Below are 23,602 nucleotides of genomic sequence, written 5' to 3'. Positions count from 1 at the left end.
CCGCACGCCGTCCAGGAGGTTCACGCCCCGCTCCCACCCGGCACCCGGTGGAACGCGAACTCGCCGGTCGCCACCAGCCGGTCGCCGGCGCGCAGCCGAGACTCGGCGAAGCTGGTCCGCCGGCCGTGCCGGAGCACCCGCGACTCGACGACGAGGAGGTCGCCCTCGGCGGGCGCGAGGAAGGACAGGTGCCCCTCGGCCAGCGACATCCCCTCGGCGACCACCCGCTGCGCGCCCAGGGCCGCGGCGCCGTAGAGGACCCCGCCCTGGACGTGTCCTCCCCGGTTGCCGTGCGCCGGCCCCATCGGCAGCTCCCCGCGCACCGCGTCGTCCCCGGCCGGCGTCCAGCGACCGCCCAGCAGCTCCTCGACCACCGACGTGCCGCCGGCGGCCGCGCGCCGGCCCGCCTCCTCGCACGCCGCGACGGCCTCCCGTTCCGCGGCGGTGAGCTCGGCGTCGGTCACCGGCGGGACGGGGACGTCGTCGGGAAGCTCCCACGGCACCGGGCCCAGGGTCCGGCCCGGTGGCGTGGGCATCGCGACGAACCAGGCCTCGACGGCGGCGACCACGACCCCGCGCGGATCCCGCAGGTCGCAGCGGGCGAAGCCGCGCTCCTCCTCGACCTCGACCCGCGTCGCGACGGCGTCGGTGGCGAGCGGCCCGTGCACGACCGGCTCCAGGTGGTGCAGCGCCATCGTGATCGTGCCCAGGCGCCGCTGGGGGCCGAGCACCGCCCGGATGGCGGCGCTCATCGTCAGGTCCGCGACGGTCGCGACGGCGGTCGGCGCGATCCGGCCGCCGGTCGGGTCGCCGGGCTCCAGGTCCAGGTGCAGCCCGGCCCGGCCGTCGACCGCGCCCGCGCCGCTGATGCCGACGAAGTTGCCGAAGAAGTGCGGGCCGACCGCGCGGGTGCGCGCCACCGATTCCAGGGCCCGCGCCCGGACGGCGTCCACCACCCCGCCGGCACCGTCCGACCGTGCCACGCGGGTCAGGCGCGCCGTCAAGACGCGGCGCCCTGGCGGAAGCGGGGGCCACCTCCCGGGCGAACAGCCGCATCCCGGTCAGCGCCGTCTCCAGCGGCATCCCGGGCCAGTTGGTCCGCAGGTGCATGCGGTCGACGCCGAGGTCCTGGTACCGGGCGATCTCGCGGGCGCAGTCGTCCGGGTCGCCGATGATGAACCGATCCCCGGCCAGCTCCTCGAGCGGGATCTGGAAGCTCTCGTCCCCCGGCAGCTGCTTGTCCTGACCCCAGCTGCCGTAGGCGGCGTACTTCTGGCCGAGGTAGGGGAAGGCCAGCCGGACGGCGTCCTCGCGGGTCTCGGCGCAGAAGACCTCCCGGCTGATCGGGAACGTCGGGTCGCCCTCGTGGCCGGCCTCGCGCCAGGCGTCCTTGTACAGCTCCACCTGCCGAGCCACGGTCTCGTGGGTGGCGTGCGGGTTGATGTTCCACTTCAGGCCCCACTGCGCGGCCCGGACGACGGCGGCGTCGGCGTTGGCCGCGATCCAGATCGGCGGGTGCGGCTTCTGCACGGGGCGGAGGGTGACCGTCTGCTTCTCCAGCCGGAAGTTCAGCCCTCGGCGGTGACGTCGTCCTCGGTCCACAGCCGGCGCAGCGTCTCGATGGTGTCCCGCTGCCGGCGGAGGCGGGTCTTCGGGTCCACCCCGAAGGCCGCGTACTCCTCGTCCCGGTAGCCCAGCGCCAGGCACATCCCGACCCGGCCCCCGGAGAGGACGTCGAGGCTGGCCCAGCTCTCGGCGAGCTCGACCGGGTTCTGCAGCGGGACGATCAGCGTGCTGTACATCTGCATGGACCCCGTCTCGGGGATCAGCCGCGCCAGCAGCGGAACGGGCTGGAACTGCTGGAAGGGCGCGGTCAGGTAGTGCTGCCCCATCGTGAAGTGGTCGTAGCCCGCATCCCGGACCGCGTGCACCCACTCGAGCAGCTCGGCGAACCGTTCCTGCATGTCCTGGTCGCGGGGCTGCTGGGCCAGGCCCAGCAGGTTGACGCCGAAATACATGCGTGCTCCGTTCTCGGGGGATCAGACGTGCGCGGCCATGCCGCCGTCGACGCCGATGGTCTGACCGGTCGTGTACGTGTTGCGGGGGAGCCGAGGAGGATCGCCACCGGGGCGAGCTCCTCGGCGGTACCGAAGCGGCCCAGCGGGATGTGCTGTGCGGCGAAGGCGGCCCGCGCCTCGTCGGAGTAGTTGCGGTCCAGCTGGCGGCTGCGCACCCGGCCGGGTGCGATGGCGTTGACCAGGATCCCGTCGGCCGCCCACTCCCGGGAGAGCGTCTTGGCCAGGGCCGTGACGCCGGCCTTGCCGACGTTCGACACCACGTGACCGGCCCGCGGCTCCGAGGCCGACAGCGCGCTGAGCAGCACCACCCGGCCGGCCGTGCTCTCGCGCAGCAGCGGCAGCGCGGCCCGCAGCAGGCGCACGGTGCTGCGCACGTTCAGCTCCAGTCCGGCGTCCCAGACGTCGTCGTCGAGGTCGTCGAACCGGCCGCGCACGGCGGCGCCGGCCGCCGCGACGACGGTGTCCAGCCCGCCGAGCTCGCGGACCGCGGCCTCGGCGAGCATCGTCCCCGCCTTCGGTGCGGTGAGGTCCAGCCGGACCTCACCGGCGACCCCGGGCGGGAAGGTGTGCTCGGGGCTGCGGCCGGCGGCCAGCACCCGCGCGCCCTCGGCCACGAAGCCGGCCGCGATCGCCGCACCCAGCCCACCGCTGGCACCGGTCACCAGCACGCGCCGGCCGTCGAGTCCCAGATCCACGGTCAGCGCCGCTCGAACGTCGGGGTGCGGCGGTCGAAGAAGGCGTCGAGGGCCTCGTGGTGGTCGCGGGTGGCGAGCATCTCGAGGAACTTCTCCTCTGCAGGGCGGCCAGCTCGTCGTCGTCCAGGCCGAAGGCCCGGTTGGCGCAGGCCTTGGTGTTCTCGACGCTCAACGGGGCCCGGGAGGCGATCCGCTCGGCCAGGGCCACCGCGGCCGGCAGCAGCTCGTCGGGCTCGTGGACGGCGGTGACCAGCCCCCAGCGCTCGGCGGTCGCGGCGTCGCAGGGAGCGCCGGTCAGCAGCAGCTGCTTGGCCCGGCCCAACCCGACGATGCGCGGCAGCCGGTACCAGCTGAGGATCAGGCCGACGTTGACGCCGGCCGCCACGAAGCGGGCGCCGGGCGCCGCCAGCCGGAGATCGCAGGCCAGCGCGAACTCCAGCCCGCCGCCGGCGACGTCGCCGTTGATCGCGGCGATCACCGGCATCCGCGCCTGCTCCATCCGCAGCATGGCGGCACTGAGGCTCTCGGGATGGGCGACGTAGGCCTCGTTGTCCTCGGCGGTCCGGAGCGACTGCTGCAGCTTGAGGTCGCCGCCGGCGAGGAACGCCGTCCCGGTGCCGGTGATCACCACGCAGCGGACGTCGAGGTCGGCCTCCAGCGGCTCGAACGCGGCGAAGAACGCGGTGCCGACGTCCCGGGTGAAGGCGTTGCGCGGCGGGGCGTCGACGGTCAGCACCGCCACGCCCGGCGCGGGGCGGTCCGTGCGGACGAGGGGTCGGTCGCTCACGTGGTCTCCTCCGCCGCGCGGACGCTGCCCCGGGCGAGCAGCCGGTCCACGCGGTCCTGGTCGTAGCCGAGCTCGCGGAGCAGCTCGACGGTGTGCTCGCCCTGCAGCGGCGCGGCCCGGCGCAGGCTGCCCGGCGTCCCGCTGAGCTTGGCCGGGATGCCGAGCGTGCGCACCCGTCCTTCCACCGGGTGGTCGAGCTCCTGCACCATGTCGCGGGCGAGGGTGTGCGGATCGGTCAGCGACTGGCCGTAGTCGAGGATCGGGCCGGCCGGCACGTTCGCCGCCAGCAGGGTGTCGACCCAGTCGGCCACGGTGCGCCCGGCCAGGGCGGCCTCCAGCTCGGGCACCAGCTGGTCGAGATTGCGCAGCCGGTCGGGGTTGGTCGCGAAGCGGGGTCCTCCTCCAGGTCGGGCCGGCCCAGCACCGCGCAGAGGTTGCGCCAGAAGTGCGGCTTGTTGGCCGCGACGATCAGGTGCCCGTCGGCGGCCCGCAGGGCCTGGTACGGAGCGGAGCCGCGGTGGGCCGAGCCGAGCGGGCCCGGCACCACACCGGTCGCCCAGACCTGGGCGCTCTCCCAGACCGACATCGCCATCGCGGCGTCGAAGAGCGAGGTGTCGATGTACTGGCCTTCGCCGGTGCGCGCCCGGGACAGCAGGGCGGCCAGGACGGCGTTCGCGCCGATCAGCCCGGCGGCGAGGTCCGCGACCGGCAGGCCGGCCTTCATGGGCGGTCCACCGGGGGCGCCGGTGACGCTCATGATCCCGGTCATCCCCTGCGCGATGATGTCGTAGCCGGGCCGCTGGGCGTAGGGGCCGGTCTGCCCGAAGCCGGAGATGCTGGCGTAGACCAGCCGGGGGTTGACGGCGCTGAGGGCGGCGAAGTCGATGCCCAGCCGGGTGGTCACGCCGGGCCGGTAGTTCTCGACGAAGACGTCGGCGGTGGCCACCAGGTCCAGCAGGGCGGCGCGGCCGTCGTCGTCCTTGAGATCGACGGTGAAGCTGCGCTTGTTGCGGTTGAGGGCCAGGAACGCGGCGCCGTCGTCGCCGGTCATGGCGAACCCGAAGCGGCGCGCGGTCCGGTCGGGGCCCTCCACCTTGATGACGTCGGCACCCATGTCGGCCAGCGTCATGGTGCAGAACGGCCCGGCCAGGACCTGCGTCATGTCGAGGACGCGGTAACCGTCCAGCGCCGGCACGGCACTCCCCCGTCGTTCTGGTTGTCGTCCTCGGTCCCGTCCTGGTGGTGATCCGTACCATAGTCCACATCCTGTAGGAAAAGACGCCGAAGCCGGACACCCCGAGGAGCACCCCATGGCCCGCCTGCCCGACGTCGACCCGACCGGTGAGGTCGCCGAGCGGGTGCGCGCCCGCCGAGGCGGCTCGCTGACCCCGCTGGACCGCATGCTGCTGCACAGCGAGCCGCTCGCCGACGGGTGGAACACCCTGCTGGGCGCCGTCCGGTCCCGGTTCGAGCTCGCCGCCGACCTGCGCGAGCTGGCCATCTGCCGGATCGCCGTGCTCAACGACGCGGACTACGAGTGGCGCGCGCACGCGCCGCTGCTGGTCGCGGCCGGCTTCCCCGACGACCAGCTCGACGCGCTGCGGAACGGCGGGGACCTCGCCGTCCTGACCTCCGAGCAGCGGTGCGTCGTCGCCTACACCGACGCCATGACCCGCGGCCTGCGCGTGCCGGATGCCCTGTTCGCGGAGGTGCGGGAGCTCCTCGGCGAGCGCGCGACGGTCGAGCTCACCGCGACCGTCGCCGCGTACAACATGGTGTCCCGGTTCCTCGTCGCCCTCGAGATCGGCGGCGACGAGCACTGACCCCGCGGCGCGATGGGAGCGTCCGCTCAGCCCGGCGGCGCGGCGGCGACGGCGCGTGCCATCTGTGCCGCCAGTCCGGTGTAGCGCAACGGGTCCAGGTGCTGGTCGATCGCTTCCGCGCCGAGGACGGAGGAGACCGTGGCGTCGGCCTTGAGCGCGTCGGCGAACGACATGCCCGTCTCCGCGCAGCGCATGGAGATGTCGTAGACCAGGTCGTGGGCCTTGTCGCGGCCCACCACCTCGGCCAGCTTCAGCATGATCGACTCGGCCATGATCAGGCCACCGGTCAGGCCGATGTTCTGGCGCATCCGGTCGCCGTTGACGACGAGCCCGTCGAGCACCTTCCGGCTGTCGGCGGTGATGCCCCCATGAGCATGAACATCTCCGGAAGGAACTCCCACTCGGTCGCCCACAGGGCCTTGTCGCGCTCGTGCTCCTGCATCATCACGTCGTAGCCGAGCTGGGCCTGCGCCTTGAGGATCGTCGCCTTCGCGGCGATCGACTCGCTGATCGACGGATTCCGCTTCTGGGGCATGGTGCTGGAGCCGACCTTGCCCTCGGCGAAGGGTTCCTCCAGCTCGCCGAACTCGGTCTTCTGCAGCTGGTAGACCTCCCGGCCGATGCGGCCCAGCGTGGTGCCGGCCATCGCCAGCCAGCCGGCCATCTCGGCCACCCGGTCCCGGGAGGAGTGCCAGCAGATCTCGGGCACCTCCAGCCCGAGGTCGCCCAGGGCCCGGGCCTGGACCTCCAGACCCACCTCCCCACGAACGCCATCGTCCCGACGGCGCCGTTGAGGTTGCCCACGAGCACACGGGGCCGCAGCTGGGCCAGTCGCTGGAGGTGGCGGTCCACCTCGGCGAGCCAGGTGGCGGCCTTGTAGCCGAAGGTGATCGGCAGCGCGTGCTGGCCGTGCGTGCGCCCGGGCATGACCGTCTCGGCGTGCTCCTCGGCGAGCTGCCGCAGCCGCTCCCGGATGGCGGCGAGGTCGTCGGCGATGATCTCGAGCGCGCGCTTCATCCGCAACGCCGTTCCGGTGTCGGCGATGTCCTGCGTGGTCGCGCCCCAGTGCAGCCAGCCGCGGGTCTCCTCGGAGCACAGCTCCTGGTAGCGCCGCAGGAACGGCATCAGGGGTGGGACGTCGCCTTGATCCCCGCCGCGAGCGACGCGAGGTCGAAGTCGTCGACGACGCCGCGTTCGGTGATGTCGTCGGCGGCCTCCTGCGGCACCAGGCCCAGGGTCGCCTGGGCGCGGGCGAGCGCGCTCTCGGTGTCGATCCAGGACTGCAGGACGCTGCGCGAGGAGAACACCTCGCGCATCTGCGCCGTGGAGTAGCTGTTGCCGAACAGCTCCGAGTCGATGACGTGCCCTGACATGGGGATCTCCTCCGGTCGGTGCGGGCGCTGATCAGACCGGCTCGCCCTCACCGGGCATAGGTACCTTTACCCCCGTTCTGGGGCGCCGGGACGGGGGTAAAGGTTCCTATGCCTGGGGGCGGGTCGGGAGGACGGGCTACCTGCGCTGGTCGAACCGCCGGTCGAACACCGTCTCGGCGATGCGATTGCGCAGCATCTCCAGAGAGCCACCGGCGATCATCCAGCCGCGGGTGCGGCGCAGGCAGTACTCCACCAGCGAGTCGGTGCTGTAGCCCAGCCCGCCCATCACCTGGAGCGCCTCGTTGGCGCACTCGAAGCCGGCGGTGTTGCACGCGAGCTTGGCCACCGACGTGTCGTAGGCCGAGGGCAGCCCGTCGTCGGCGCTCGTCGCGGCGCGGTAGAGCAGCAGCTGCGCGGAGTCGAGCTTGACCGCCATGTCGGCGAACTTCCACTGCAGGCCCTGGAACTCGCACAGCGCCTTGCCGAACTGCTCGCGGACCAGTGCGTGCTGGCGGGCCTCCTCGTAGGCGTAGCGGCCCAGCGCCAGGGCGCGCGCGGAGTTGCCGATCCGCTCGACGTTGAAGCCGGAGATCTGCTTCTTGAACCCGCCGGGCCCCAGCAGCACGTTCTCGGCCGGGATCCGGCAGTCCTCGAAGACCAGCTCGGACCACTCCTCGCCGCTCATGTACTCGTGCTTGGCGCCGACGGTGAAGCCCGGGGTGTCCCGCTCCACCAGCACCGAGCCGATGTTCGACGTCCCGGGACCGAACCGGACGTAGACCAGGTAGAGCGTGGCCTCGGGGCTGTGCGTCCCGAAGATCTTCGTCCCGTTGATGACGTACTCGTCGCCGTCCTGGACGGCGCTGGTACGCAGCTCCGTGACGGCGGAGCCGGCCTCGGACTCCGACATCCCCAGCGAGATGAGCTTCTCGCCGGACAGCAGGCCGGGGAGGAAGCGCTCCTTCTGCTCGGGGGTCGCGTACTCCGCCAGCGTCCGGATGGCGCCGAAGCTGCCGGCCTGCACGATGTCGGCGGCCTTCGGGGAGGCGTAGGCGACCTCCTGGATGGCGATCACGGCGTCCATGAGCGACGCGCCCTGGCCGCCGTCCTCCTCGCGCAGCGTCAGGCCGAGCAGGTTGTTCTTGGCCAGCTTCCTCGCCACGTCCCACGGGTAGCCGGGCGCGTGCGCGAGCTCCACGGCCGAGTCCCGCAGCTCGGAGCGGGCGAAGTCCCGCACCGCGGCGGCGAACGCCGCCTGGTCCTCGTCGAGCCGGAAGTCCACGATGGTCCCCTCATTCGATCGGTCGTCGATGTTCTGCGGAAGACGCCGGGGCGTCGGTCCCCGCCGACCGCCGACGGGCGGGTCGACGGGGCGGAGCTCAGTCCTCGACCTCGAGCTTGACCTTGTCGGCCTCCGGCGGCACCAGCCTGCGGCGGACGAGGTTCCACAGCGGCCCGCCGAACATCACGAGGAGCGCGACGCACCAGATGCCGATGGCGATGCCGCTGTGCCAGAAGAACGAGATGTCCCCCGGCTGAGGAACAGCCCCTCCCGGAAGTGCTTCTCGATGAACGGTCCGAGCACCAGCCCGACGATCATCGACGCGAGGGCGAAGTCGAGTTTTCGCATGATCCAGCCGATGGCGCCGAGCACGACCAGCACGTAGACGTCCAGCATGCTGAACCGCGTGCTGTAGGCGCCCAGCACCGCGATCACGATGATGCCGGGCATCAGCATGCTCTTCGGGATGCGCAGCACGCTGACCCAGACACCGACCATCGGCAGGTTCAGGATCAGCAGCATCACGTTCGCGACGTACATCGACGCGATGAGGCTCCAGAAGATGTCCGGGCGTTGCTCGATGAGCAGCGGGCCGGGCTGGATGCCCTGCACCACCATCGCCGCCAGCATGAGCGCGAACGTGGCCGAGAACGGCAGGCCCAGCGACAGCAGCGGGACCAGGCTGCCCACCGCGGCGCTGTTGTTGGCCGCCTCCGGGCCGGCGACGCCCTCGACCGCGCCGGTCCCCATCTCGTCGCGGTGCTTGGAGACCGACTTCTCCAGGCGGTAGGACGCGAAGCTGGAGAGCGTGGCGGAGGGCCCCGGGAGCAGGCCGAAGAAGAAGCCGACGAGCGATCCGCGGCCCCAGGGCGCGAACGACCGCCGCCACTCCTCGCGGCTGGGCAGCAGCTCCTTCAGCTTGACGCTGCGGACCTTCGCCGCCCGGTCGGGGTCCTCGATGATCAGGAAGATCTCGGCGATGCCGTAGAGGCCGATGGCCACCGGCACCAGCGAGAACCCGAGCGCCAGCTCCTGGATGCCGAAGGTGTAGCGGAAGATCCCGGTCACACCCTCGACCCCGACCGTCCCGAGCATCACGCCGAGCACCATCGGGAAGAACCCGCTGGCCGGGCTGCCGCCCGACACGCGGGCGAGGATCAGCAGACCGCCACCGGTGAGCGCCAGGTACTCGGCCGGACCGAACAGCAGCGCCACGTTCGACAGCAGCGGCGACATGAGCGTCACCAGGATGATGGCGATGGTGCCGGCGATGAACGAGCCCACCGCCATGATCGACAGCGCCGGCCCTGCCCGGCCCTTCCGGGTCATCTCGTAGCCGTCGATGGCGGTGACCACCGAGGCCGCCTCGCCGGGCATGTTCATCAGCACCGACGTCGTCGACCCGCCGTACATGGAGCCGGCGTAGACGCCGGCGATCATGATCAGGCCGGCCGCGGGGGCAGGCTGAAGGTGAGCGGCAGGATGAGCGCCGCGCCGGCCACGGGGCCGAGACCGGGCAGGACGCCGATGGCCGTGCCGGCCGCCGCGCCGATGAACGCGGCGAGCAGGAGCTCGACGGTGAAGACGAGCTCGAGCCCGTAGAGCAGCCCTTCCCACGAGTTCACAGGAACAGCCCCCGATCAGCCCCGTCGGCCCGAGCAGGCCCTCGGGCAGCCGCACCTCGAGAAGTTCCATGAAGAACGCCGAGATGCCGATCCCGATCGCCGCGCCGTAGACGACGTTCCGCAGCATCGACCGCGTGCCGAGGATGCTCAGCGCCGCGATCAGGAACAGCGACGAGGCGATGTACTGCCCCAGGACCTGGTACAGGGCGACGAACACGACCACCGCCGCCGCCATCAGCAGCACGGTGCGGAGCTTCGCCCCTTGGGCAGGTTCAGCTCGCCGGTGACCCGGTCGGTGAACCAGGCCTCCACGAGCGTGAGGACCGACACCGCGATCATCGCGATGCCGATGATGAGCGGGAACACCCCGGCACCGGGTCGCTCCCGGGTGCCCATGGGCACGTTCCCCACGTGTACCAGGTGAACCAGAGACCCAGTAGGAGGCCGAGGCCCCCGACCACGAGCCGGCCCTTGCGCTTGCTGTCAAGGGCCGGCCGCGTGGTGGGTGGGGCGTCGGCCGGACTCTGCCGGCTCATACGTTCCTTCCTGAGGTCGCTGGCGACGGATCAGGCGTCGGAGCCCTCGATCTCCTCGAAGACCGGCCGGTAGTTGTCGATCTCCTCAGCCAGCTCGTCGAGCTGGATCGGGTCGACCACGTAGCCGTTCTCCTCCGCGAAGGCGCGGTACTCGTCGGACTCCACGATCTGCTTGGACACCTCGACCAGCGTGTCCCGGCACTCCTCGTCGAGGCCCGCCGGTGCGATCGTGTAGTAGGCCGCGGGAGTCACAGCATCATCGATGCCCTCGCCGATCAGGGGCAGGTCGGGCAGGAGGTCGTACGCCTCGTCGTAGAAGACGCCCAGCGGCCGCAGGTCACCGGAGTCCACGAAGCCCTCCATCGACGGGTAGAAGGTGCCGATCGACTCGATCTCGCCGGCGACGACCGCGGTGAGCGCCTCACCGCCGCCCCCGCTGAACGGCACCCGGTTGAGCTCGATGCCCGTGCGGATCTCCAGCAGCTTGGCGTTGGTGTCCGGGGTGCCGCCGGCCCCCGAGGTGGCGTAGCCGATGCCGTTCGGGTCGGCCTCGGCCGCGGCGAGGAACTCGTCGAGCGTCTGCCACGGGGTGTCGGCGTTGACGGCGAGCACGACCGGGATGTCGGCGAGCTTGACGAGCGGGGTGTAGTCGTCCGTCGTCTGGAAGGGCAGGTCGGGGTTCAGGGCCGGCTGGTTGGCCAGCGCGGTGTGGTTGGACAGACCGAGGGTGTAGCAGTCGGGCTGGGCCGTGACGATGCCGGTGGTGCCGATCGTCGCCGCGCCACCCTCGCGGTTCTCGACGTTGACGTCGACGCCGAGGATCTCGGAGAGCTGGCCGGCGAACTGGCGCCCGATCGGGTCGGTCGAGCCACCCGTGCCGTAGGGGATGATGTAGGTGATGGGCCGGTTGGGCTCCCACGCCGCGGCGTCGCCGCCACCGGCGTCGGCCGTGTCGCCGCCGTCACTCCCACCGTCACTCCCACACGCCACCAGGGCCAGGGCGCTGACCGCGGCAATGGTGCCTCGCAGAGCGTGCTTCTTCATCGTCGAACTCCTCGTCGTCGAACAGGTCATCGGATGTGTCCAGGTGCTGTGCCGGTCCGCCGCCGGGGGCCCGGCGGCGGAAGGAGAGGTGCGGGGTTCACCCACCGGCGTCTCCCGGGGGCGTGCCGGGGAGACGTCGACGGTGACCGCCTCGGTCGTGCCGAAGGTCGGCACGAGCATCGAGTGCTTGCCGGGACCGCCGGCCACCATGACCAGCAGGCTCTCCGGCCCGTCGAGCATGGGGACGACGGCGTCGTCCGGGATGCCCTCGAAGACGTGCGGCGCGGTGCGCCGGTAGCGGTCGAGGTTGCCCGCGGAGACGCCGGCCAGGCTGACCCGCGCACGCGGATGGGCGTGCACCGCCTCCTGGATCTGTCGCCGGTCGTAGCCGTCGCGGGCCAGCACCTCGGCGTGCTCCGGGCCCAGCACGAGCAGCAGCTGACCCCGCAGGTACAGGTTGTTGCTGCCCAGGCTGGCCACCGTGCCGGCGATGGTGGTGAGGAGGCCGGCGGCGTCGGTGCTGCCGTGGTCGTTGATGTTGTGCGGCCCCTCGCCCCCGAGAACGGTCACCGCACCCTCGGGACCGCCGCCGCGCTCTTCGTGGAACGTGCCGAGCGGAGAGGTGGCGTCCTCGGCGATGCAGTACGCGTACTTGCCCGGCGTCCCGTGGGTGGCCCGGTCGGTCTCCCCGGTCGCGCCTCGCCGATGTTCTGCAGCACGAGCCGCAGCGCGCGCCCCACGCCGGCGTTGGCGCGGTTGCCCTGGCCGAACACGTTCGCGCCGCCGTTGAAGCCCAGCCGCTCGGCCACCGGTCCGTGCACGATCACGAGCGGCGTCACCGGGTGCGTCGTGGTGGTGAGCGCCTGCAGGTTGAAGCTCGGCACCAGTGCGGCCTCGACCGCGGCCACGACCACCGGCATCAGCTCCGGTGGGCAGCCGGCCATGACGGCGTTGGCCGCGACCGCCCCCACGGTGGCCCCGCGGTTGGACGGCGGGACGAGACCGAGCACCTCGCCCGCCGCGCGCCCGGTCGCGGCGACCGCCCGGGCCACGAGCTCCTCCGTGGGCGGCACGAGCGGCAGGCCGTCGCTCCACCGCCGCCCGTCGGCGAAGGCGAGGAATTCCAGCACGTCACCCGGGGCGTCGTGGACAGCCGGCACCGACACCGTCCGCACCTCCTCGGGCGAGGAGAGCAGGGCCTCGGCCACGCGGTCGACAGCGGCGGCGAGCCGCTCGTCGAGCACGTGCGGCTCCACGCCACCGACCGGGTGCGAGACGGTGACGACGGCCATCGACTCCAGCCCCTCCTGGCGTGCGACCGCACGCGCCAGAGGCAGGAACAGGTCCGTGGCGATCATGACGGTCGGGATTCCCCGGCGTTCGAGCTCAGCTGAGTCATGGACACTCCACGACGTGCAGGAGCCCTAGTCACCGACGCCGACGATCGCGGCGTCGAAGTTGCGGAACCGGTCCAGGACCTCCGGCTCGAACGGGCGCGAGGAGTTCGGCTTCTCGGCCGCCACCGGCTGCTCGGCGCCGAAGCGCTCGGCCAGGTGGCGGCCCAGCGTGCCCACGATGTGCGAGGCGTTGGGCTTGCCGTTGTCCAGCACGGCGATGCGGGCCCCGGCCAGCGACGACGGGCGCGGCGAGGTGGTCAGCCGTTGGGTGGGGGCTCACTGCCCGACGGGTCGACGATCCGAACGACCATCCCGGAGCTCTCCGTTTCCGGCGCGTGCGCCTGGCGGTTCATCGGTGATCGGCGCCACAGCGGGACGCCCGGAATGGACGGTATAGGATGTATGTGATGCCGACAACAGCCGACGACAGTCGATAGCAAGCCGTGATGCGGAGCCGCCCGGTGCCGATTCACCGCGCTCGCGTTCGTCCTGGCCGCCCCGTGCGGTCGGCCGGTCGGGGATCTCTCGTCCGTCGGAGCCTGTGCGCGCGGGCAACCCGTATCGTGTATAGCCTGCCGCGAGGCGTCGTTCGCGCGTTCGGCGCGCGCCGTGGCCCGCCGGCAGCTCCGGCCGTCGACTCTCCGGTCGGGAGACGGACGGCCCACGACCAGGACGGTGCCCGGATGACCGACGTCAGCACGATGCAGGACGAGGGACTCACCGGTCCCCCGCTGAGCAAGACCGAGTACGTCCTCAAGCGGCTGCGCGAGGACATCGCCAGCGGACTCGTCGTCCCCGGAACGTCGCTGCGGCAGAGCGAGATCGCGGCCCGCTACGGCGTGAGCGCCACCCCGTGCGGGAGGCACTGCGCCTGCTCGAGGCTGGCGGCACGATCAGCTATGCCCCGCACCGCGGCGCCACGGTCCGCGAGCTGTCCCCGAGCGCGTGCGGGACGTCTACCTGCTCCGCGCCGAGATCGAGGCGCTGGCCACCGCTGTGGCCTGCGAGCGGATGACCGACGAGCAGTTCGACCGCATCGAGGCGGTCCACGAGGAGATCCGCAACCACCGCGGTGGCGACGGCGAGGACCTCGCCGTCCTCAACCGCCGCCTGCACTTCACGATCTACCACGCCGGTTCGGAGCTCATCGCCTCGCACGCGTCCAGCCTGTGGCAGCTGTTCCCGCCCCGGGTGACCATCTGGGCCGACCCCGACGCGGCGCGGGCACTAGCCGCCGACCACGACGAGATCATCGCGGCGCTGCGCGACCGCGACGCCAAGCGGGCGCAGAACTGCGCCCGTGACCACGTGCTGCACGCGGCGAAGCTGCGCGAGCACCTCTAGGCACGAAGGAACAGGAGCAGTCATGGCCGCAGACGCCGCCCTCCCCACCGCCAAGGCCGAGGCCGAGGAGGAACTCACCGCGATGCTCGACGAGGGCGTCAGCGTCGAGCTCGCCGACGTCGAGGCGGGCGTGTACGAGCTGCGCCTGTCCTTCGACGACGCGGCCTGCGCGGACTGCCTCGTCCCCGAGCCCACCCTGATCGCGATCGCGACCGACGCGCTGGAGCGGCGCGGTGCCCCGGTCTCAGCGATGACGGTGCTCCGGCCCGCCTGACCGCAGCGCCGCCCATGATCAGCTGACCTGATCGTGGCGGGTCCTCCCTCAGCGTCGACGGCGAGGGAGGACCCGCCACGGTGAGGGAGGATGCCGCCGATCCGCCGCGTCCTCAGGCGCCCAGCGACCCCGGCCCCGCCCGGCGGGAGACCACCGCCGCCGTTGCCAGCACCACGCAGGACAGCCACCAGGCGCCCGCCGCCCCTGCCGCGCCCGCCACGACGCCGGCCGTGCCGGGCACCGCCACCTGCCCGACCCGGTTGGCGACCATGCGCAGCGCCAGCACGCTGCTGCGCGCGTTGCCCGGCACGGCCATGGCCAGCATGCTCATCGTGAGCGGCTGGCCGACGCCGAGCAGGAAGCCGCCGACCACCATCGCGGCAGCCATCCCGACGAGGCCGATCCCCTCGACCGGGACGACCGCGAGCGCGACCGCGGCGCCGCCGGCGCTGATCACGATCAACCGTTCCCGGCTGCGCCACCGGAGCATCACGTCGAGCAGCAGGCGGGAGGAGATGGTCGCGGCCGAGCGCAGCGCCAGCAGCACCCCGACCGCCACGGGCGAGATGCCCCGCTGCTCGCCGAGCAGGGGCAGGTAGGCGGTGAGGATGTCCACCGTCGACAGCAGCGCCATGCTGGCGTACATCGTCGTCTTCACGCCGCGGTAACGCATCAGGGTCAGGCTGGAGTCGATCGGCTCCCGGGTTTCGCCCTCGGGACGTCGAGGGGTCCGCGGCACGCGCAACGCCACGACCCCGCCACCGGGACCGACAGCAGGGCGATGCCGGCCGCGACCCAGAGCGCGACCCGGCTGGCCTGGAGCAGCGCGGTCCCGCTGGCGTCGCCGAGCAGCGCCCCGACCAGGAGCGGCCCCAGCAGCTGACCGACCGCGACCGCGGCGGTGAACAGGCCGAAGCCCCGGTCGAGCCGGTGATCGCCGGACCAGCGGGCGATGATGCCCTGGGCCGACAGCATGAAGACCAGCTGGCCGAGGCCCAGGATGGCGCTGGTCGCGGCGAGCGCGGTCAGGCTGCCGGTCGTCGACATGGCGAGCGTGCCACCGGCCGACAGGACCATGCCGACCGTGAGGATCCCGACCAGCCCGCGCAGCCGGTCGGTCAACCGGCCCAGGGGCATGGCCGCGGCCAGCGGCAGGATCGCGAACGCGGCCGCGACCAGCCCGACGGCGAGGGCGTCCCCACCGAGACCGATCACCCGGTAGGTGACCAGCGGCCGGGCAAGGTTCAGCGCGGTCTGCACGAGCACCGCGGAGAGGAGCAGCGGGAGCAGCCACCGCGGAAGGCGGACGTCCGTCACCGCGACACCACCGCTGATCTCCTCTCCCCGCGCCACCTCCCGCCGTCAGTCCCGTCGCGTGCTCAGGTGACCAGGAACTCGCCGCCGTTGACGTGCACGGCCTGGCCGCAGATGTACTCGCCCTCGGCCACCAGGAAGCGGACGGTGCGGGCGATGTCGTCGACGTCGCCCGCGTGCCGCACCGGGATGCCCTTCTCCCGCTCCTCGTAGGACAGCGTCGGGTACCACTCCGCCGGGCGCGTGGTGCGGATCAGCCCGGGCACGACGGTGTTCGTGGTGATGCCGCTGGGCCCGAACTCCAGGGCGAGGGCCTTGGTGAAGCCGTGGATGCCGGCCTTCACCGTCACGCCGTGGGCGCGGTTGAGGATGCCGGAGAACCCGTCGCGGCCCGAGATGTTGATGATCCGGCCCCAGCCGGCCTCGACCATGCCGGGGATGGCGGCCTGCGCGCAGTGGAAGGCGCCGGTGAGACCGACGCCGAGCACCCAGTTCCAGTCCTCGGGGGTGATCTCCAGGAAAGGCTGGTGCGGTCGGACGGCGGCGTTGTTGATCAGGATGTGCACGGGGCCGAACTCGGCGGCGGCGTGCTCGAAGATCGCGCGGACGTCCTCGACCTTCGCGACGTCGCCGGTGACGACGGTGGCCTTCCCGCCGAGGGCGCGCACCTCGTCGGCGGTCTGCTCGCCCTCCTCCTTGTTCTGGCGGACGTTGACCACGATGTCGGCCCCGGCCTCGGCGAGCCGGCGGGCCATCGCGCGGCCGATGTTGCGGCCGGCGCCGGTGATCAGCGCCGTCCTGCCCTCGAGCGGCTTTCCACTGTCTGCCATGACACTCCTCGTGCTCGAGGCCGGACCGTTCCGGCCAGGCCGATCTCATACTCTATAGGTTTGCTCGTCGCGGCGATCCGCCTCCGCGAGGGGTGAGGGGTCAGCTCGCCTTGACGGCCAGGACGGGCACGGTGGCGTCGAGCAGGATCCGCTGCGCGTTGCTGCCCATGATCAGTTTCCCGACCAGGCTGCGCTGCCGGAGGCCGATGACCAGCAGCGGAGCCTCGACCTCCTCGGCGAGCTCGACCAGGTGCTCGCTGGGGCTGCGCTGCGAGCCCAGCTGCCGCACCTCGAAGGGGACGCCGGCGGCGGCCAGCTCGGTCCGGAGCGCCGCGTCGTCCTCGTCGCCGATCCGCTTGGCATCGGCGAATCCGTCGGAGCCCGCGGAGTTCGCGACCAGCACGCCCGTGCCGCGCAGGCGGGCCTCGGCGATGCCGTGGTGCAGGGCGGCCCGCCCCTGGGCGTTCGGCACGTAGCCGACGACGACGGGCGGGGTGGTGAGCGGTGCGGTCATGGCGTGCTCCCGGTCAGGCGTCCCCGGTGCGGCACCGGGTGGCGGTGGATCCGGCCCGGCGTCGTCGCCGGCCCGGGCGGCTAGGAATCCCGCTGGCTCCCGTCCGCGGTTCCGCCGCGGCCGAGGCGGCGCCGGAACATCGTCAGGCGGACGTTGAGCAGTGTGGCGATCCCGAGCACGAGGAGTGCCCAGACCGCCTCGCCGGCCACGAGCAGCACGCCGGCGATCGCCAGCAGCGCCACGAGGATCCCGTAGACGACCCTGAGTCGAGGCTGTCGAGGTGCGGTCACGGGTCGATCCTGCCCCGGAGCACCGCCCGGCCCGGTCACGCCTCGCTCCACTCGTAGAAGCCCTGCCCGCTCTTGCGGCCCAATTCACCGCGCGCCACCTTGTCGACCAGCAGGTCCGGTGGGTGGAACCGAGCGCCCAGGGTCGCCGCCAGGTGGCGGGCGATGCCCAGCCGCACGTCGAGGCCGACCAAGTCGGTGAGCCGCAGCGGCCCGGTGGGGTGCTTGTAGCCCAGGGTCATGGCGGCGTCGATGTCCGCGGGCGAGGCGACGCCCTCCTCCACCATCCGGATCGCCTCCAGGCCCAGCGCCAGCCCCAGCCGGCTGCTGGCGAAGCCCGGGGCGTCGCGGACGACGACCGGCGTCTTTCCGAGCGTGGCCACCCAGCCGGTGGCCCGCTCGACCACCGCCGGGTCGGTGGCCTCCCCACCACGACCTCGACCAGCAGGCTGGCGGGCACCGGGTTGAAGAAGTGCAGCCCGAGAGCCCGGTCGGGGCGGCGCAGGGCACCGGCCAGCCGGGTGATCGGCAGGCTGCTGGTGTTGCTGGCGATCACCGCGTCGTCGCCTACGGCGGCCTCCACGGCGGTGAACACCCGCGCCTTCAGTTCGACGTCCTCCGGCACCGCCTCGACCACCAGGCCGCAGCCGGTGAGGGCGTCGGCGGCGGTGGCCACCTCCAGCCGGGCGACGACGTCGTCCACGGCGCCGTCGAGTGCGCCCCGCTCGGCGCTGCGCCGTACCGCGTCGACCACCCGCTGCCGGGCTGCCGGGGCCGCGCTCGCGTCGGCCTCCACCAGCACGACCTCGCTACCGGCGAGCAGCAGCGCGTGCGCGATGCCGGCGCCCATCCGGCCGCCGCCCACGACGCCGCTGCGCGCGGGCAGCGGGACCGGGGCGCTCACCGGGCCCGCCACCGCGGGGCGCGCTTCTCGGCGAAGGCCCGGACACCCTCGACCCGGTCCTCGCTGGAGTAGGGGTCGGGGCGGACGTCCAGGCGCAGCGCGGCCGCCGGCGCCTGGTGCAAGCTGCTCTGGATGATCTGCTTGTACCGCCGGATCGTCAGCGGCGCGTTGGCCAGCAGCGTGCGCAGATACTCGTCGGTCGCGCCCGGCAGGTCGGCCGCGGGGACGACGCGGTTGACCAGGCCCCAGCGCGCCGCCTCGTCCGCGGTGACCGTGCGGCCGGTGTAGAGCATGTCGTACGCGATGCCGAGCGGGACCAGACGCGGCAGCATGACCGAGCCGAAGATGGCGCCCATCCCGCGCAGCGCCTCCGGCAGCGCGAGCGTGGCCGTGTCCGCGGCGAGCCGGACGTCGCAGGCCAGGGCGAGCTCGAGGCCACCGCCGAGCGCCGCGCCGTTGAGCGCCGCGACCGTGGGCTTGCGGCACTCGAGGACGACCTCGAACGGATTGCGCATCGGCTCGCGCATCGGCGACGGCGGACGCGCGCCGGCCGAGTCCCGGCCCGCGAGCTCCTTGAGGTCACGTCCGGCGGAGAAGGCCTTGTCCCCGGCGCCGGTGACGACGACGGCCCACACGTCGTCGTCGGCGTCGAAGCGGACGAACGTCTCGACGAGAGCCGCCATCTCCGCCGAGCCCAGCGCATTGCGCCGTTCGGGCCGGTCGATCGTCACGTAGCCCACCCGGTCGCGGACCTCGACCCGCAGTCCGCCGGTGGTTGGCGCCTCGGTCATGCCCGGCCCTCCTGGACGGTGCTGGCCGCGTCCAGCGCCAGCGCGGCCGTCGGGTTCGCCACGGTCATCGTCTCGATGTCGGCCTGTGAGAAGCCGCGGTCACGCATCCCGGCGACGTACTGCTGCAGCCCCACCACGGGGAGACGTTGTGCGCCTGACCGAAGTCGGTCGCCATGACCGTGCTGTCGACGCCGACGGTGCGGATGTTCTCGGCGTACACGTCCAGGGGGACGTCGATGCTCGTGGGCAGCGTGAGCGCGAACACGCGCTCGAACCACACGCCGCCGAGCTCGGCGAGCTGCAGCTGGTCGTCGAGGCCCAGCCCGATGCAGTCGTGCTCGGGGTGCGTGATCAGCACGTTCGGGACGCCGCGGCGGCGGGCCTCGGGGACGACGGCCATGATCTCGGGGACGCCGATGTGCCCGGTCGCCAGCGTGGCCCCGGCGGCGGCGATCAGGTCCAGGACCGCGCACACGTCGTCGGTCGGCCGGCCCTCGTCGTCGATGCACGACAGCCCCGGCCCGCCGATCGAGCCCAGCGCCGTGAGGTTGCCGCTGCTGGTGCCCTTCTGCGCCACGTGCCGGACCTGGTTCGACGAGGTGATCGTGGGCAGCCAGATCACCCGGCCGCCGAGCTTCAGCACGGTGTCGACCGCGTGCGGGTTGATCCCGCCGGTGGCCTGCACGTTGAGGACGGCGCCACCGAGGATCTGCGTCGTCGCGGCGTGCTCCTGCGCCATCGTCGCGCGGGCCGCCGTGACCGTGTGGTGGCTCTTGAGCACCACGGCGCGGTACCCGGCCTCGTCGGTCGCCCGGGCGAACTCCGAGTCGGTCATCAGCCGCGGGATCACGTCCGGCGCGGTGTGCACGTGGGTGTCGACCACGCCTGCGGGCCAGGTGCGGTTCACAGCACACGCTCCTCGAGGGGCTGCCCGGACCAGAACCGCGCGATGTTGTCGAGCACGGCCTGCGCCTTGAGCGCGGCGGTCTGCCGGGTGCCGGCGCCCGCGTGGGCGGTGACCACCACGTTCGGCAGCTCGAGCAGCGGGCTGTCGGGGGCACCGGCTCCTGCTCGAAGACGTCGAGACCGGCGGCGGCGGGCCGGCCCGCACGGAGCGCGTCCACGAGATCGCTCTCGACGACGAGCTCGCCACGGGCGGTGTTCACGAACACCGCGTGCGGTCGCATCAGCGCCAGCCGGCGGGCGTCGACCATGCCGCGGTTCTCCGGCAGCAACGGACAGTGCAGGGTCACGACGTCGGACTCGGCGAACACCTCGTCGAGGCTCCCGGCGAGCCGGACGGGCAGGCCTGCCCATTCCTCCCCAGCGGCGTGTCCGTGCGCCGGTGGACCAGGACGTCGCTGCCGAAGGCGAGCACCGCCCGGGCCACGGCCTGGCCGATGCGGCCGAAGCCGACGATGCCGACCGTCGACCCGTCGAGGCCGAGGGAGATGTTGCGGTACTCCCACTTCGGCCAGAGCCCGCGCCGCGTGTCGTCGTGCTGGCGCACGAGGTGCCGGCTGGCCGCCAGTATGAGCAGGACGGTGTGCTCGGCCATGGTGGACGCGGTCCCCGCCGAGCAGAGGGCCACTGCCACGTCCCGCTCGCGCATGAGCTCCAGGTCGACGGCATCGAGGCCGACGCCCTGCCGGTGCAGCAGCCGCAGCCGGGGCGCCGCGTCCAGCTGAGCCCGGCTGAGCGGGGTGCTGTCGGTGTGCACGACGACGTCGGCGTCGGCCAGCAGCCGGAGCTTGCCCTCCTCGTCGTCCCGGTCCCGCGGGGCGCTGAGCCGCCACCCTCGGGCAGCCGTTCGCGGTACAGCGCGCTGATCGGGCCCTCGCCGCCCCAGAAGACGATGTGCGGCCCGGCCTGCGCCGTCACCGCCGGGCCTCCGTGCCCAGCAGCGCGAAGAGCCGGCCGGGATCGTCGAAGGCCCAGATGGCCGCGGCGATGTCGGCGACCCGGTCGGCGCCCACCACGGGATCGGCCAGCCGGTGCAGCTTGGCCTCGAGGTCCTCGTCGAGCACCGGGTTGCTGGGCTCGCCGTAGGGTTGGTCGATGCGCAGGGCGCGCTCCTTCCCGTTCGCCCGGACGGTGACGCGGGCGGGACGCATCGCCGGGAAGTCGCGGACGCAGTCCGCGGCCTCCTCGGTCTCGACCACGCCCACGATCCGGCGGAGCCGGGGTCGTCGCGGTACTCGTCGCCGAAGTGCTCGAGCCCGGGGATGCCGTGCAGCATCGTGACGGCGACCGCGTAGGGGATGCTCATCTGGGCGTCGAGGAACTCGTCGATCTTCTTCCCGCCGTGCCGGGAGGCAGCGGTGAACGTCTCCACCCGCACGGAATCGACGGCGTCCGGATCGATCGCCTCCTCGCGCTGCAGCGCCAGGATCGCGTCGATCGGGCCGTGCAGGTGCCGGCAGCACGGATAGGGCTTGACGTACATGCCGAGCATCCGCCACGTGCCGCCCAGGTCGCCGACGAGGTGGTCGGGGTCGTAGTCGTCGTCGGCGAAGGCCCGGAAGTAGCCGCTCGGCCCCTCGAGCACCGTCGTCGGGCCGGTGAGACCCCGGACGGCGAGCTCCGCGCTGACGATGCCGTCCCGGGCCGCCTTCCCCGGGTGCAGCCGTTTCACCTCGCCGCCGCCGTGCAGGAACTCGAACAGCCCCCGGCGTGCGACCCGGCCAGCCCGAGGGCGTTCGCCAGGTCGGTGCGGTCGCCCCCGAGCAGCCGGGTGACGGCCGCCGCGGAGCCGAAGACTCCGTTGAGGGGGTGTTGTGGAAGCCCCGGCGCCACGTGGCCGGGTGCCCGGCACCGCCGATGCGGCAGGTCAGCTCCAGCCCGATCGCCGTCGCGAGGAGGATCTCCTCCGGGCCGGATCCCCGCGCCTCGGCCACAGCGAGGACCGCCGAGCCGATCGGGCCGCCCGGATGGGTGCTGCCCGGCGTGTAGCCGTCGTCGACCTCCAGGCCGTGCGTCGCGGTGCCGTTCACCAGCGCGGCGCTCGGCGGGGAGACCCGCAGCGACGTGCCGATGACGGTGGACGGCCCGGGACCCTCGGTGTCGGCCACGTAGCGCCGCAGGATCTGCGCGGCGTCGGACGTGGTGCCGACGAGGGCTGCCGCGACGTAGTCGAGGAGCACCCGTTTGGCCTGGTGCACCACCTCGGGCGGGAGGTCGGCGAAGGTGACGTCGGCGGCCCAGTCGACCAGTTGGGCGGTCAGCGGAGGGCGGGTACCGGCGCTCATCGCGCGGCCGGCGCGGTCGGACGCCGCAGCTGGCGGGCGCCGGCCATGACGGCGGCGATCGCGAGCGTGGCCCGGTCCGGCGCGTCCATGACGTGCACGCCGGCCTCCCGGTAGACCGCCAGGGCCTTGGGCGCGAGCTGCTCGCCACCGAAGCGCGAGATGTACAGCGGGATGCCCAGCCGCCGGCGCATCTCGACCACCTTCTCGGCGAGCTTCTCGGCGTAGGGGTCGGCGTTGGTCGTGAACTGCAGCAGCAGCGCGTCGTACTCGCCGCGTTCGGTGAGCGCGATCAGCAGCCGCTCGAACGCCTCGGGCTGGGTGATCATCTGGTAGCTGCAGTCCAGGGGTTGCGGACGGCGGCGTAGGACGGGACGTGCGGCCGGACGGCCTCGCGGGTCTCCGGGGAGAGGTCGGGCAGCTCGATGCCGGCGACCTCGCCCTCGTCGGCGATGATCGAGCAGGCGCCGCCGGAGAAGGTGACCGCGACCAGGCGGTCGCCGGCCGGGAGCGGCTCCTGGGCGGCGAGTGCGACGGCGTCCTCGAGCACCCGCAACGACGGCACGCTGACCATGCCGGCCGCCTCGACCACCGCCTCGCGGACCGCGAACGACCCCACCATGGCACCGGTGTGGCTCAGCGCCGCCTCCCGGCCGCGGTCGGACCGCACCATGTTGTAGGCGAACATCGGCTTGCCGGCCTCGGCCATCCGCCGGCCGGCCGCGATGAACCGGGGGCCGTCCTTGATGTCCTCGAGGAGCAGCGCGACCGACCGGGTCTCCTCGTCCCCGGCGAGCCACTCCAGGTAGTCGGCGATGACGAGGTCGGCCTCGTTCCCCGCGTGGATCCAGTAGGAGAGGCCGATCCGCTCGCCCATCAGGCGGGTGCCGAGACAGCTCCCGAGGGCGCCCGAGCTGCTGAGCAGCGCCACGCCGCCCTTGACCAGCTCCTCCTCGAGCCCGCCGGAGATGGACGCGGTCAGTTCCCGGTACGGCGCCACGATGCCCATGTCGTTCGGCCCGGCCAGGGGATTCCGCCCTCGATGAGGATCTGCGCGAGCTCCTCCTGGGCCGCGCGGCCGGCCTCGCCCACCTCCGCGAAGTCGGAACTGTGCACGATCACGCCGCCGGCCTTCTTCTCGACGGCCTGCCGGGCGACGTCCGGGACGAAGCGCCCCGGGACTGTGACGCACACCAGGTCGGGCGAGCCCTCCACCTCGGCGAGGGAGGCGTAGCGCCGCCGTCCCCGGATCTCACCGCCGGACGGGTGCACCGCGTCCAGCCGGCCGGGGAAGCCGTGGTCGTCCAGGTACCGGAACAGCCGCGCGCCGACCTTGTGCTCGTCGTCGGACACGCCCACGACGACCACGTGCTCGGGCCGCAGCATCCGGTCCAGGTCGTGGCGCGGACGCGCCGCCAGCGCCGGCTCGTCGGTACGGATGATCCTGGCGTCGACGACG

At 72.8% G+C, this 23,602-nt stretch carries 27 protein-coding genes and 9 pseudogenes; 4 read left to right on the top strand and 32 right to left on the bottom strand.

The window, feature by feature from the left end; genetic code table 11:
* Nucleotides 1-20: 20 nt before the first annotated feature.
* The 6 genes and pseudogenes from U6N30_RS32440 to U6N30_RS32420 form a co-directional block, all read right to left on the bottom strand.
* Nucleotides 21-983, bottom strand: coding sequence for a PaaI family thioesterase (locus U6N30_RS32440; protein WP_324275539.1), 963 nt, complete (start codon nt 981-983; stop codon nt 21-23).
* 139 nt (nt 984-1,122) lie between these two features.
* Nucleotides 1,123-1,602 (bottom strand): annotated as a pseudogene (locus U6N30_RS35120) (LLM class flavin-dependent oxidoreductase); the annotation flags it as partial.
* Complete coding sequence (locus tag U6N30_RS32435) at nt 1,569-1,964, bottom strand: LLM class flavin-dependent oxidoreductase (RefSeq protein WP_324275538.1); 396 nt, start codon at nt 1,962-1,964, stop codon at nt 1,569-1,571. The pseudogene U6N30_RS35120 and the gene U6N30_RS32435, both read right to left, overlap by 34 nt.
* Complete coding sequence (locus U6N30_RS32430) at nt 1,874-2,692, bottom strand: SDR family NAD(P)-dependent oxidoreductase (RefSeq protein WP_324275537.1); 819 nt, start codon at nt 2,690-2,692, stop codon at nt 1,874-1,876. Before U6N30_RS32430 ends, U6N30_RS32435 begins: the two co-directional genes overlap by 91 nt.
* On the bottom strand, nt 2,619-3,560 hold the full coding sequence (locus U6N30_RS32425; protein WP_324275536.1) for an enoyl-CoA hydratase/isomerase family protein: 942 nt from the start codon (nt 3,558-3,560) through the stop codon (nt 2,619-2,621). Before U6N30_RS32425 ends, U6N30_RS32430 begins: the two co-directional genes overlap by 74 nt.
* A pseudogene (locus tag U6N30_RS32420) lies at nt 3,557-4,689 on the bottom strand (CaiB/BaiF CoA transferase family protein). The gene U6N30_RS32425 and the pseudogene U6N30_RS32420 overlap by 4 nt, the downstream one beginning before the upstream one ends.
* A 181-nt stretch (nt 4,690-4,870) precedes the next feature.
* Here U6N30_RS32420 and U6N30_RS32415 point away from each other — a divergent pair.
* Nucleotides 4,871-5,383, top strand: coding sequence for a carboxymuconolactone decarboxylase family protein (locus U6N30_RS32415; RefSeq protein ID WP_324275535.1), 513 nt, complete (start codon nt 4,871-4,873; stop codon nt 5,381-5,383).
* Between the two features lie 26 nt (nt 5,384-5,409).
* Here U6N30_RS32415 and U6N30_RS32410 read toward each other — a convergent pair whose 3' ends face one another.
* The 9 genes and pseudogenes from U6N30_RS32410 to U6N30_RS32370 all read right to left on the bottom strand — a co-directional run bounded on the left by U6N30_RS32410 (nt 5,410) and on the right by U6N30_RS32370 (nt 12,901).
* Nucleotides 5,410-5,691 (bottom strand): hypothetical protein, encoded by a 282-nt coding sequence (locus tag U6N30_RS32410; protein ID WP_324275534.1) that lies wholly within the window; start codon nt 5,689-5,691, stop codon nt 5,410-5,412.
* Nucleotides 5,670-6,140 (bottom strand): lyase family protein, encoded by a 471-nt coding sequence (locus U6N30_RS32405; RefSeq protein ID WP_324275533.1) that lies wholly within the window; start codon nt 6,138-6,140, stop codon nt 5,670-5,672. Before U6N30_RS32405 ends, U6N30_RS32410 begins: the two co-directional genes overlap by 22 nt.
* A gap of 77 nt (nt 6,141-6,217) precedes the next feature.
* A pseudogene (locus tag U6N30_RS35115) lies at nt 6,218-6,508 on the bottom strand (lyase family protein); the annotation flags it as partial.
* Nucleotides 6,508-6,756 carry a hypothetical protein gene (locus tag U6N30_RS32395; RefSeq protein ID WP_324275531.1) on the bottom strand — a complete coding sequence of 83 codons (249 nt, stop codon included), beginning with the start codon at nt 6,754-6,756 and terminating at the stop codon, nt 6,508-6,510. The pseudogene U6N30_RS35115 and the gene U6N30_RS32395, both read right to left, overlap by 1 nt.
* Before the next feature lie 136 nt (nt 6,757-6,892).
* Complete coding sequence (locus U6N30_RS32390) at nt 6,893-8,038, bottom strand: acyl-CoA dehydrogenase family protein (RefSeq protein ID WP_324275530.1); 1,146 nt, start codon at nt 8,036-8,038, stop codon at nt 6,893-6,895.
* Between the two features lie 183 nt (nt 8,039-8,221).
* A complete protein-coding gene (locus U6N30_RS32385; protein WP_324278573.1) occupies nt 8,222-9,898 on the bottom strand; it encodes a tripartite tricarboxylate transporter permease in 1,677 nt (558 codons plus the stop codon).
* Nucleotides 9,898-10,059 carry a hypothetical protein gene (locus tag U6N30_RS32380; protein ID WP_324275529.1) on the bottom strand — a complete coding sequence of 54 codons (162 nt, stop codon included), beginning with the start codon at nt 10,057-10,059 and terminating at the stop codon, nt 9,898-9,900. The genes U6N30_RS32385 and U6N30_RS32380 overlap by 1 nt, the downstream gene beginning before the upstream one ends.
* Before the next feature lie 170 nt (nt 10,060-10,229).
* The gene (locus U6N30_RS32375) at nt 10,230-11,813 is read right to left on the bottom strand and encodes a Bug family tripartite tricarboxylate transporter substrate binding protein (RefSeq protein WP_324275528.1); all 1,584 of its coding nucleotides are present in this window, start codon (nt 11,811-11,813) and stop codon (nt 10,230-10,232) included.
* A pseudogene (locus U6N30_RS32370) lies at nt 11,810-12,901 on the bottom strand (UGSC family (seleno)protein). The gene U6N30_RS32375 and the pseudogene U6N30_RS32370 overlap by 4 nt, the downstream one beginning before the upstream one ends.
* A 185-nt stretch (nt 12,902-13,086) precedes the next feature.
* Between U6N30_RS32370 and U6N30_RS35110 the strand changes: the two are divergent.
* The 3 genes and pseudogenes from U6N30_RS35110 to U6N30_RS32355 form a co-directional block, all read left to right on the top strand.
* Nucleotides 13,087-13,482 (top strand): annotated as a pseudogene (locus tag U6N30_RS35110) (hypothetical protein); the annotation flags it as partial.
* 103 nt (nt 13,483-13,585) lie between these two features.
* Entirely contained in the window at nt 13,586-13,984 is a 399-nt protein-coding gene (locus U6N30_RS32360) for a GntR family transcriptional regulator (RefSeq protein WP_324275525.1), read from the top strand.
* 22 nt (nt 13,985-14,006) lie between these two features.
* On the top strand, nt 14,007-14,258 hold the full coding sequence (locus tag U6N30_RS32355; protein ID WP_324275524.1) for a hypothetical protein: 252 nt from the start codon (nt 14,007-14,009) through the stop codon (nt 14,256-14,258).
* Nucleotides 14,259-14,370: 112 nt separating this feature from the next.
* On the opposite strand, the gene U6N30_RS32350 is transcribed toward U6N30_RS32355, so the two are convergent.
* From U6N30_RS32350 to U6N30_RS32285, 17 genes and pseudogenes are all read right to left on the bottom strand, one after another.
* Nucleotides 14,371-14,931, bottom strand: a complete 561-nt coding sequence (locus tag U6N30_RS32350) for an MFS transporter (RefSeq protein ID WP_324275523.1) — start codon at nt 14,929-14,931, stop codon at nt 14,371-14,373.
* Between the two features lie 5 nt (nt 14,932-14,936).
* Nucleotides 14,937-15,575, bottom strand: a complete 639-nt coding sequence (locus U6N30_RS32345) for an MFS transporter (protein WP_324275522.1) — start codon at nt 15,573-15,575, stop codon at nt 14,937-14,939.
* A gap of 62 nt (nt 15,576-15,637) precedes the next feature.
* Nucleotides 15,638-16,402 (bottom strand): SDR family NAD(P)-dependent oxidoreductase, encoded by a 765-nt coding sequence (locus U6N30_RS32340; protein ID WP_324275521.1) that lies wholly within the window; start codon nt 16,400-16,402, stop codon nt 15,638-15,640.
* Nucleotides 16,403-16,502: 100 nt separating this feature from the next.
* Nucleotides 16,503-16,916, bottom strand: a complete 414-nt coding sequence (locus tag U6N30_RS32335) for a universal stress protein (protein WP_324275520.1) — start codon at nt 16,914-16,916, stop codon at nt 16,503-16,505.
* An 80-nt stretch (nt 16,917-16,996) separates the two neighbouring features.
* Nucleotides 16,997-17,158, bottom strand: coding sequence for a hypothetical protein (locus tag U6N30_RS32330; protein WP_324275519.1), 162 nt, complete (start codon nt 17,156-17,158; stop codon nt 16,997-16,999).
* Nucleotides 17,159-17,241: 83 nt separating this feature from the next.
* Entirely contained in the window at nt 17,242-17,490 is a 249-nt protein-coding gene (locus U6N30_RS32325) for a 3-hydroxyacyl-CoA dehydrogenase family protein (protein ID WP_324275518.1), read from the bottom strand.
* The gene (locus U6N30_RS32320) at nt 17,442-18,107 is read right to left on the bottom strand and encodes a 3-hydroxyacyl-CoA dehydrogenase family protein (protein ID WP_324275517.1); all 666 of its coding nucleotides are present in this window, start codon (nt 18,105-18,107) and stop codon (nt 17,442-17,444) included. The genes U6N30_RS32325 and U6N30_RS32320 overlap by 49 nt, the downstream gene beginning before the upstream one ends.
* On the bottom strand, nt 18,104-18,898 hold the full coding sequence (locus tag U6N30_RS32315; RefSeq protein ID WP_324275516.1) for an enoyl-CoA hydratase/isomerase family protein: 795 nt from the start codon (nt 18,896-18,898) through the stop codon (nt 18,104-18,106). The genes U6N30_RS32320 and U6N30_RS32315 overlap by 4 nt, the downstream gene beginning before the upstream one ends.
* A 64-nt stretch (nt 18,899-18,962) precedes the next feature.
* Nucleotides 18,963-19,805, bottom strand: a complete 843-nt coding sequence (locus U6N30_RS32310) for a DUF6282 family protein (RefSeq protein WP_324275515.1) — start codon at nt 19,803-19,805, stop codon at nt 18,963-18,965.
* Nucleotides 19,802-19,924, bottom strand: coding sequence for a hypothetical protein (locus U6N30_RS32305; RefSeq protein WP_324275514.1), 123 nt, complete (start codon nt 19,922-19,924; stop codon nt 19,802-19,804). The genes U6N30_RS32310 and U6N30_RS32305 overlap by 4 nt, the downstream gene beginning before the upstream one ends.
* Before the next feature lie 77 nt (nt 19,925-20,001).
* A pseudogene (locus U6N30_RS35105) lies at nt 20,002-20,151 on the bottom strand (NAD(P)-dependent oxidoreductase); the annotation flags it as partial.
* A pseudogene (locus U6N30_RS35100) lies at nt 20,148-20,645 on the bottom strand (NAD(P)-dependent oxidoreductase); the annotation flags it as partial. The pseudogenes U6N30_RS35105 and U6N30_RS35100, both read right to left, overlap by 4 nt.
* A gap of 130 nt (nt 20,646-20,775) precedes the next feature.
* A pseudogene (locus tag U6N30_RS35095) lies at nt 20,776-21,713 on the bottom strand (MmgE/PrpD family protein).
* A pseudogene (locus U6N30_RS35090) lies at nt 21,682-22,146 on the bottom strand (MmgE/PrpD family protein); the annotation flags it as partial. The pseudogenes U6N30_RS35090 and U6N30_RS35095, both read right to left, overlap by 32 nt.
* Nucleotides 22,143-22,472 (bottom strand): hypothetical protein, encoded by a 330-nt coding sequence (locus U6N30_RS32295; RefSeq protein WP_324275512.1) that lies wholly within the window; start codon nt 22,470-22,472, stop codon nt 22,143-22,145. The pseudogene U6N30_RS35090 and the gene U6N30_RS32295, both read right to left, overlap by 4 nt.
* Entirely contained in the window at nt 22,469-23,152 is a 684-nt protein-coding gene (locus U6N30_RS32290; protein WP_324275511.1) for a hypothetical protein, read from the bottom strand. The genes U6N30_RS32295 and U6N30_RS32290 overlap by 4 nt, the downstream gene beginning before the upstream one ends.
* The gene (locus U6N30_RS32285; RefSeq protein ID WP_324275510.1) at nt 23,122-23,529 is read right to left on the bottom strand and encodes a CoA-binding protein; all 408 of its coding nucleotides are present in this window, start codon (nt 23,527-23,529) and stop codon (nt 23,122-23,124) included. Before U6N30_RS32285 ends, U6N30_RS32290 begins: the two co-directional genes overlap by 31 nt.
* Nucleotides 23,530-23,602 lie beyond the last annotated feature (73 nt).

This window comes from Blastococcus brunescens (assembly GCF_035320885.1).
In the GTDB taxonomy this organism is placed as follows: domain Bacteria; phylum Actinomycetota; class Actinomycetes; order Mycobacteriales; family Geodermatophilaceae; genus Blastococcus_B; species Blastococcus_B brunescens.
The sequence above is the reverse complement of the archived record's forward strand: the minus strand, read 5'-3'. Positions and strand labels throughout refer to the sequence as shown.

Excerpts from the sequence above, each read along its gene's own strand:
- U6N30_RS32435 (WP_324275538.1), bottom strand. The coding sequence starts at position 1,964 with ATGCAGGAACGGTTCGCCGAGCTGCTCGAGTGGGTGCACGCGGTCCGG.
- U6N30_RS32415 (WP_324275535.1), top strand. The coding sequence starts at position 4,871 with ATGGCCCGCCTGCCCGACGTCGACCCGACCGGTGAGGTCGCCGAGCGG.
- U6N30_RS32410 (WP_324275534.1), bottom strand. The coding sequence starts at position 5,691 with ATGCGCCAGAACATCGGCCTGACCGGTGGCCTGATCATGGCCGAGTCG.
- U6N30_RS32395 (WP_324275531.1), bottom strand. The coding sequence starts at position 6,756 with ATGTCAGGGCACGTCATCGACTCGGAGCTGTTCGGCAACAGCTACTCC.
- U6N30_RS32385 (WP_324278573.1), bottom strand. The coding sequence starts at position 9,898 with ATGGCGGCGGCGGTGGTCGTGTTCGTCGCCCTGTACCAGGTCCTGGGG.
- U6N30_RS32380 (WP_324275529.1), bottom strand. The coding sequence starts at position 10,059 with ATGGGCACCCGGGAGCGACCCGGTGCCGGGGTGTTCCCGCTCATCATC.
- U6N30_RS32355 (WP_324275524.1), top strand. The coding sequence starts at position 14,007 with ATGGCCGCAGACGCCGCCCTCCCCACCGCCAAGGCCGAGGCCGAGGAG.
- U6N30_RS32350 (WP_324275523.1), bottom strand. The coding sequence starts at position 14,931 with ATGCGTTACCGCGGCGTGAAGACGACGATGTACGCCAGCATGGCGCTG.
- U6N30_RS32340 (WP_324275521.1), bottom strand. The coding sequence starts at position 16,402 with ATGGCAGACAGTGGAAAGCCGCTCGAGGGCAGGACGGCGCTGATCACC.
- U6N30_RS32335 (WP_324275520.1), bottom strand. The coding sequence starts at position 16,916 with ATGACCGCACCGCTCACCACCCCGCCCGTCGTCGTCGGCTACGTGCCG.
- U6N30_RS32325 (WP_324275518.1), bottom strand. The coding sequence starts at position 17,490 with ATGGTGGAGGAGGGCGTCGCCTCGCCCGCGGACATCGACGCCGCCATG.
- U6N30_RS32315 (WP_324275516.1), bottom strand. The coding sequence starts at position 18,898 with ATGACCGAGGCGCCAACCACCGGCGGACTGCGGGTCGAGGTCCGCGAC.
- U6N30_RS32295 (WP_324275512.1), bottom strand. The coding sequence starts at position 22,472 with ATGATCACCCAGCCCGAGGCGTTCGAGCGGCTGCTGATCGCGCTCACC.
- U6N30_RS32290 (WP_324275511.1), bottom strand. The coding sequence starts at position 23,152 with ATGGGCATCGTGGCGCCGTACCGGGAACTGACCGCGTCCATCTCCGGC.
- U6N30_RS32285 (WP_324275510.1), bottom strand. The coding sequence starts at position 23,529 with ATGCTGCGGCCCGAGCACGTGGTCGTCGTGGGCGTGTCCGACGACGAG.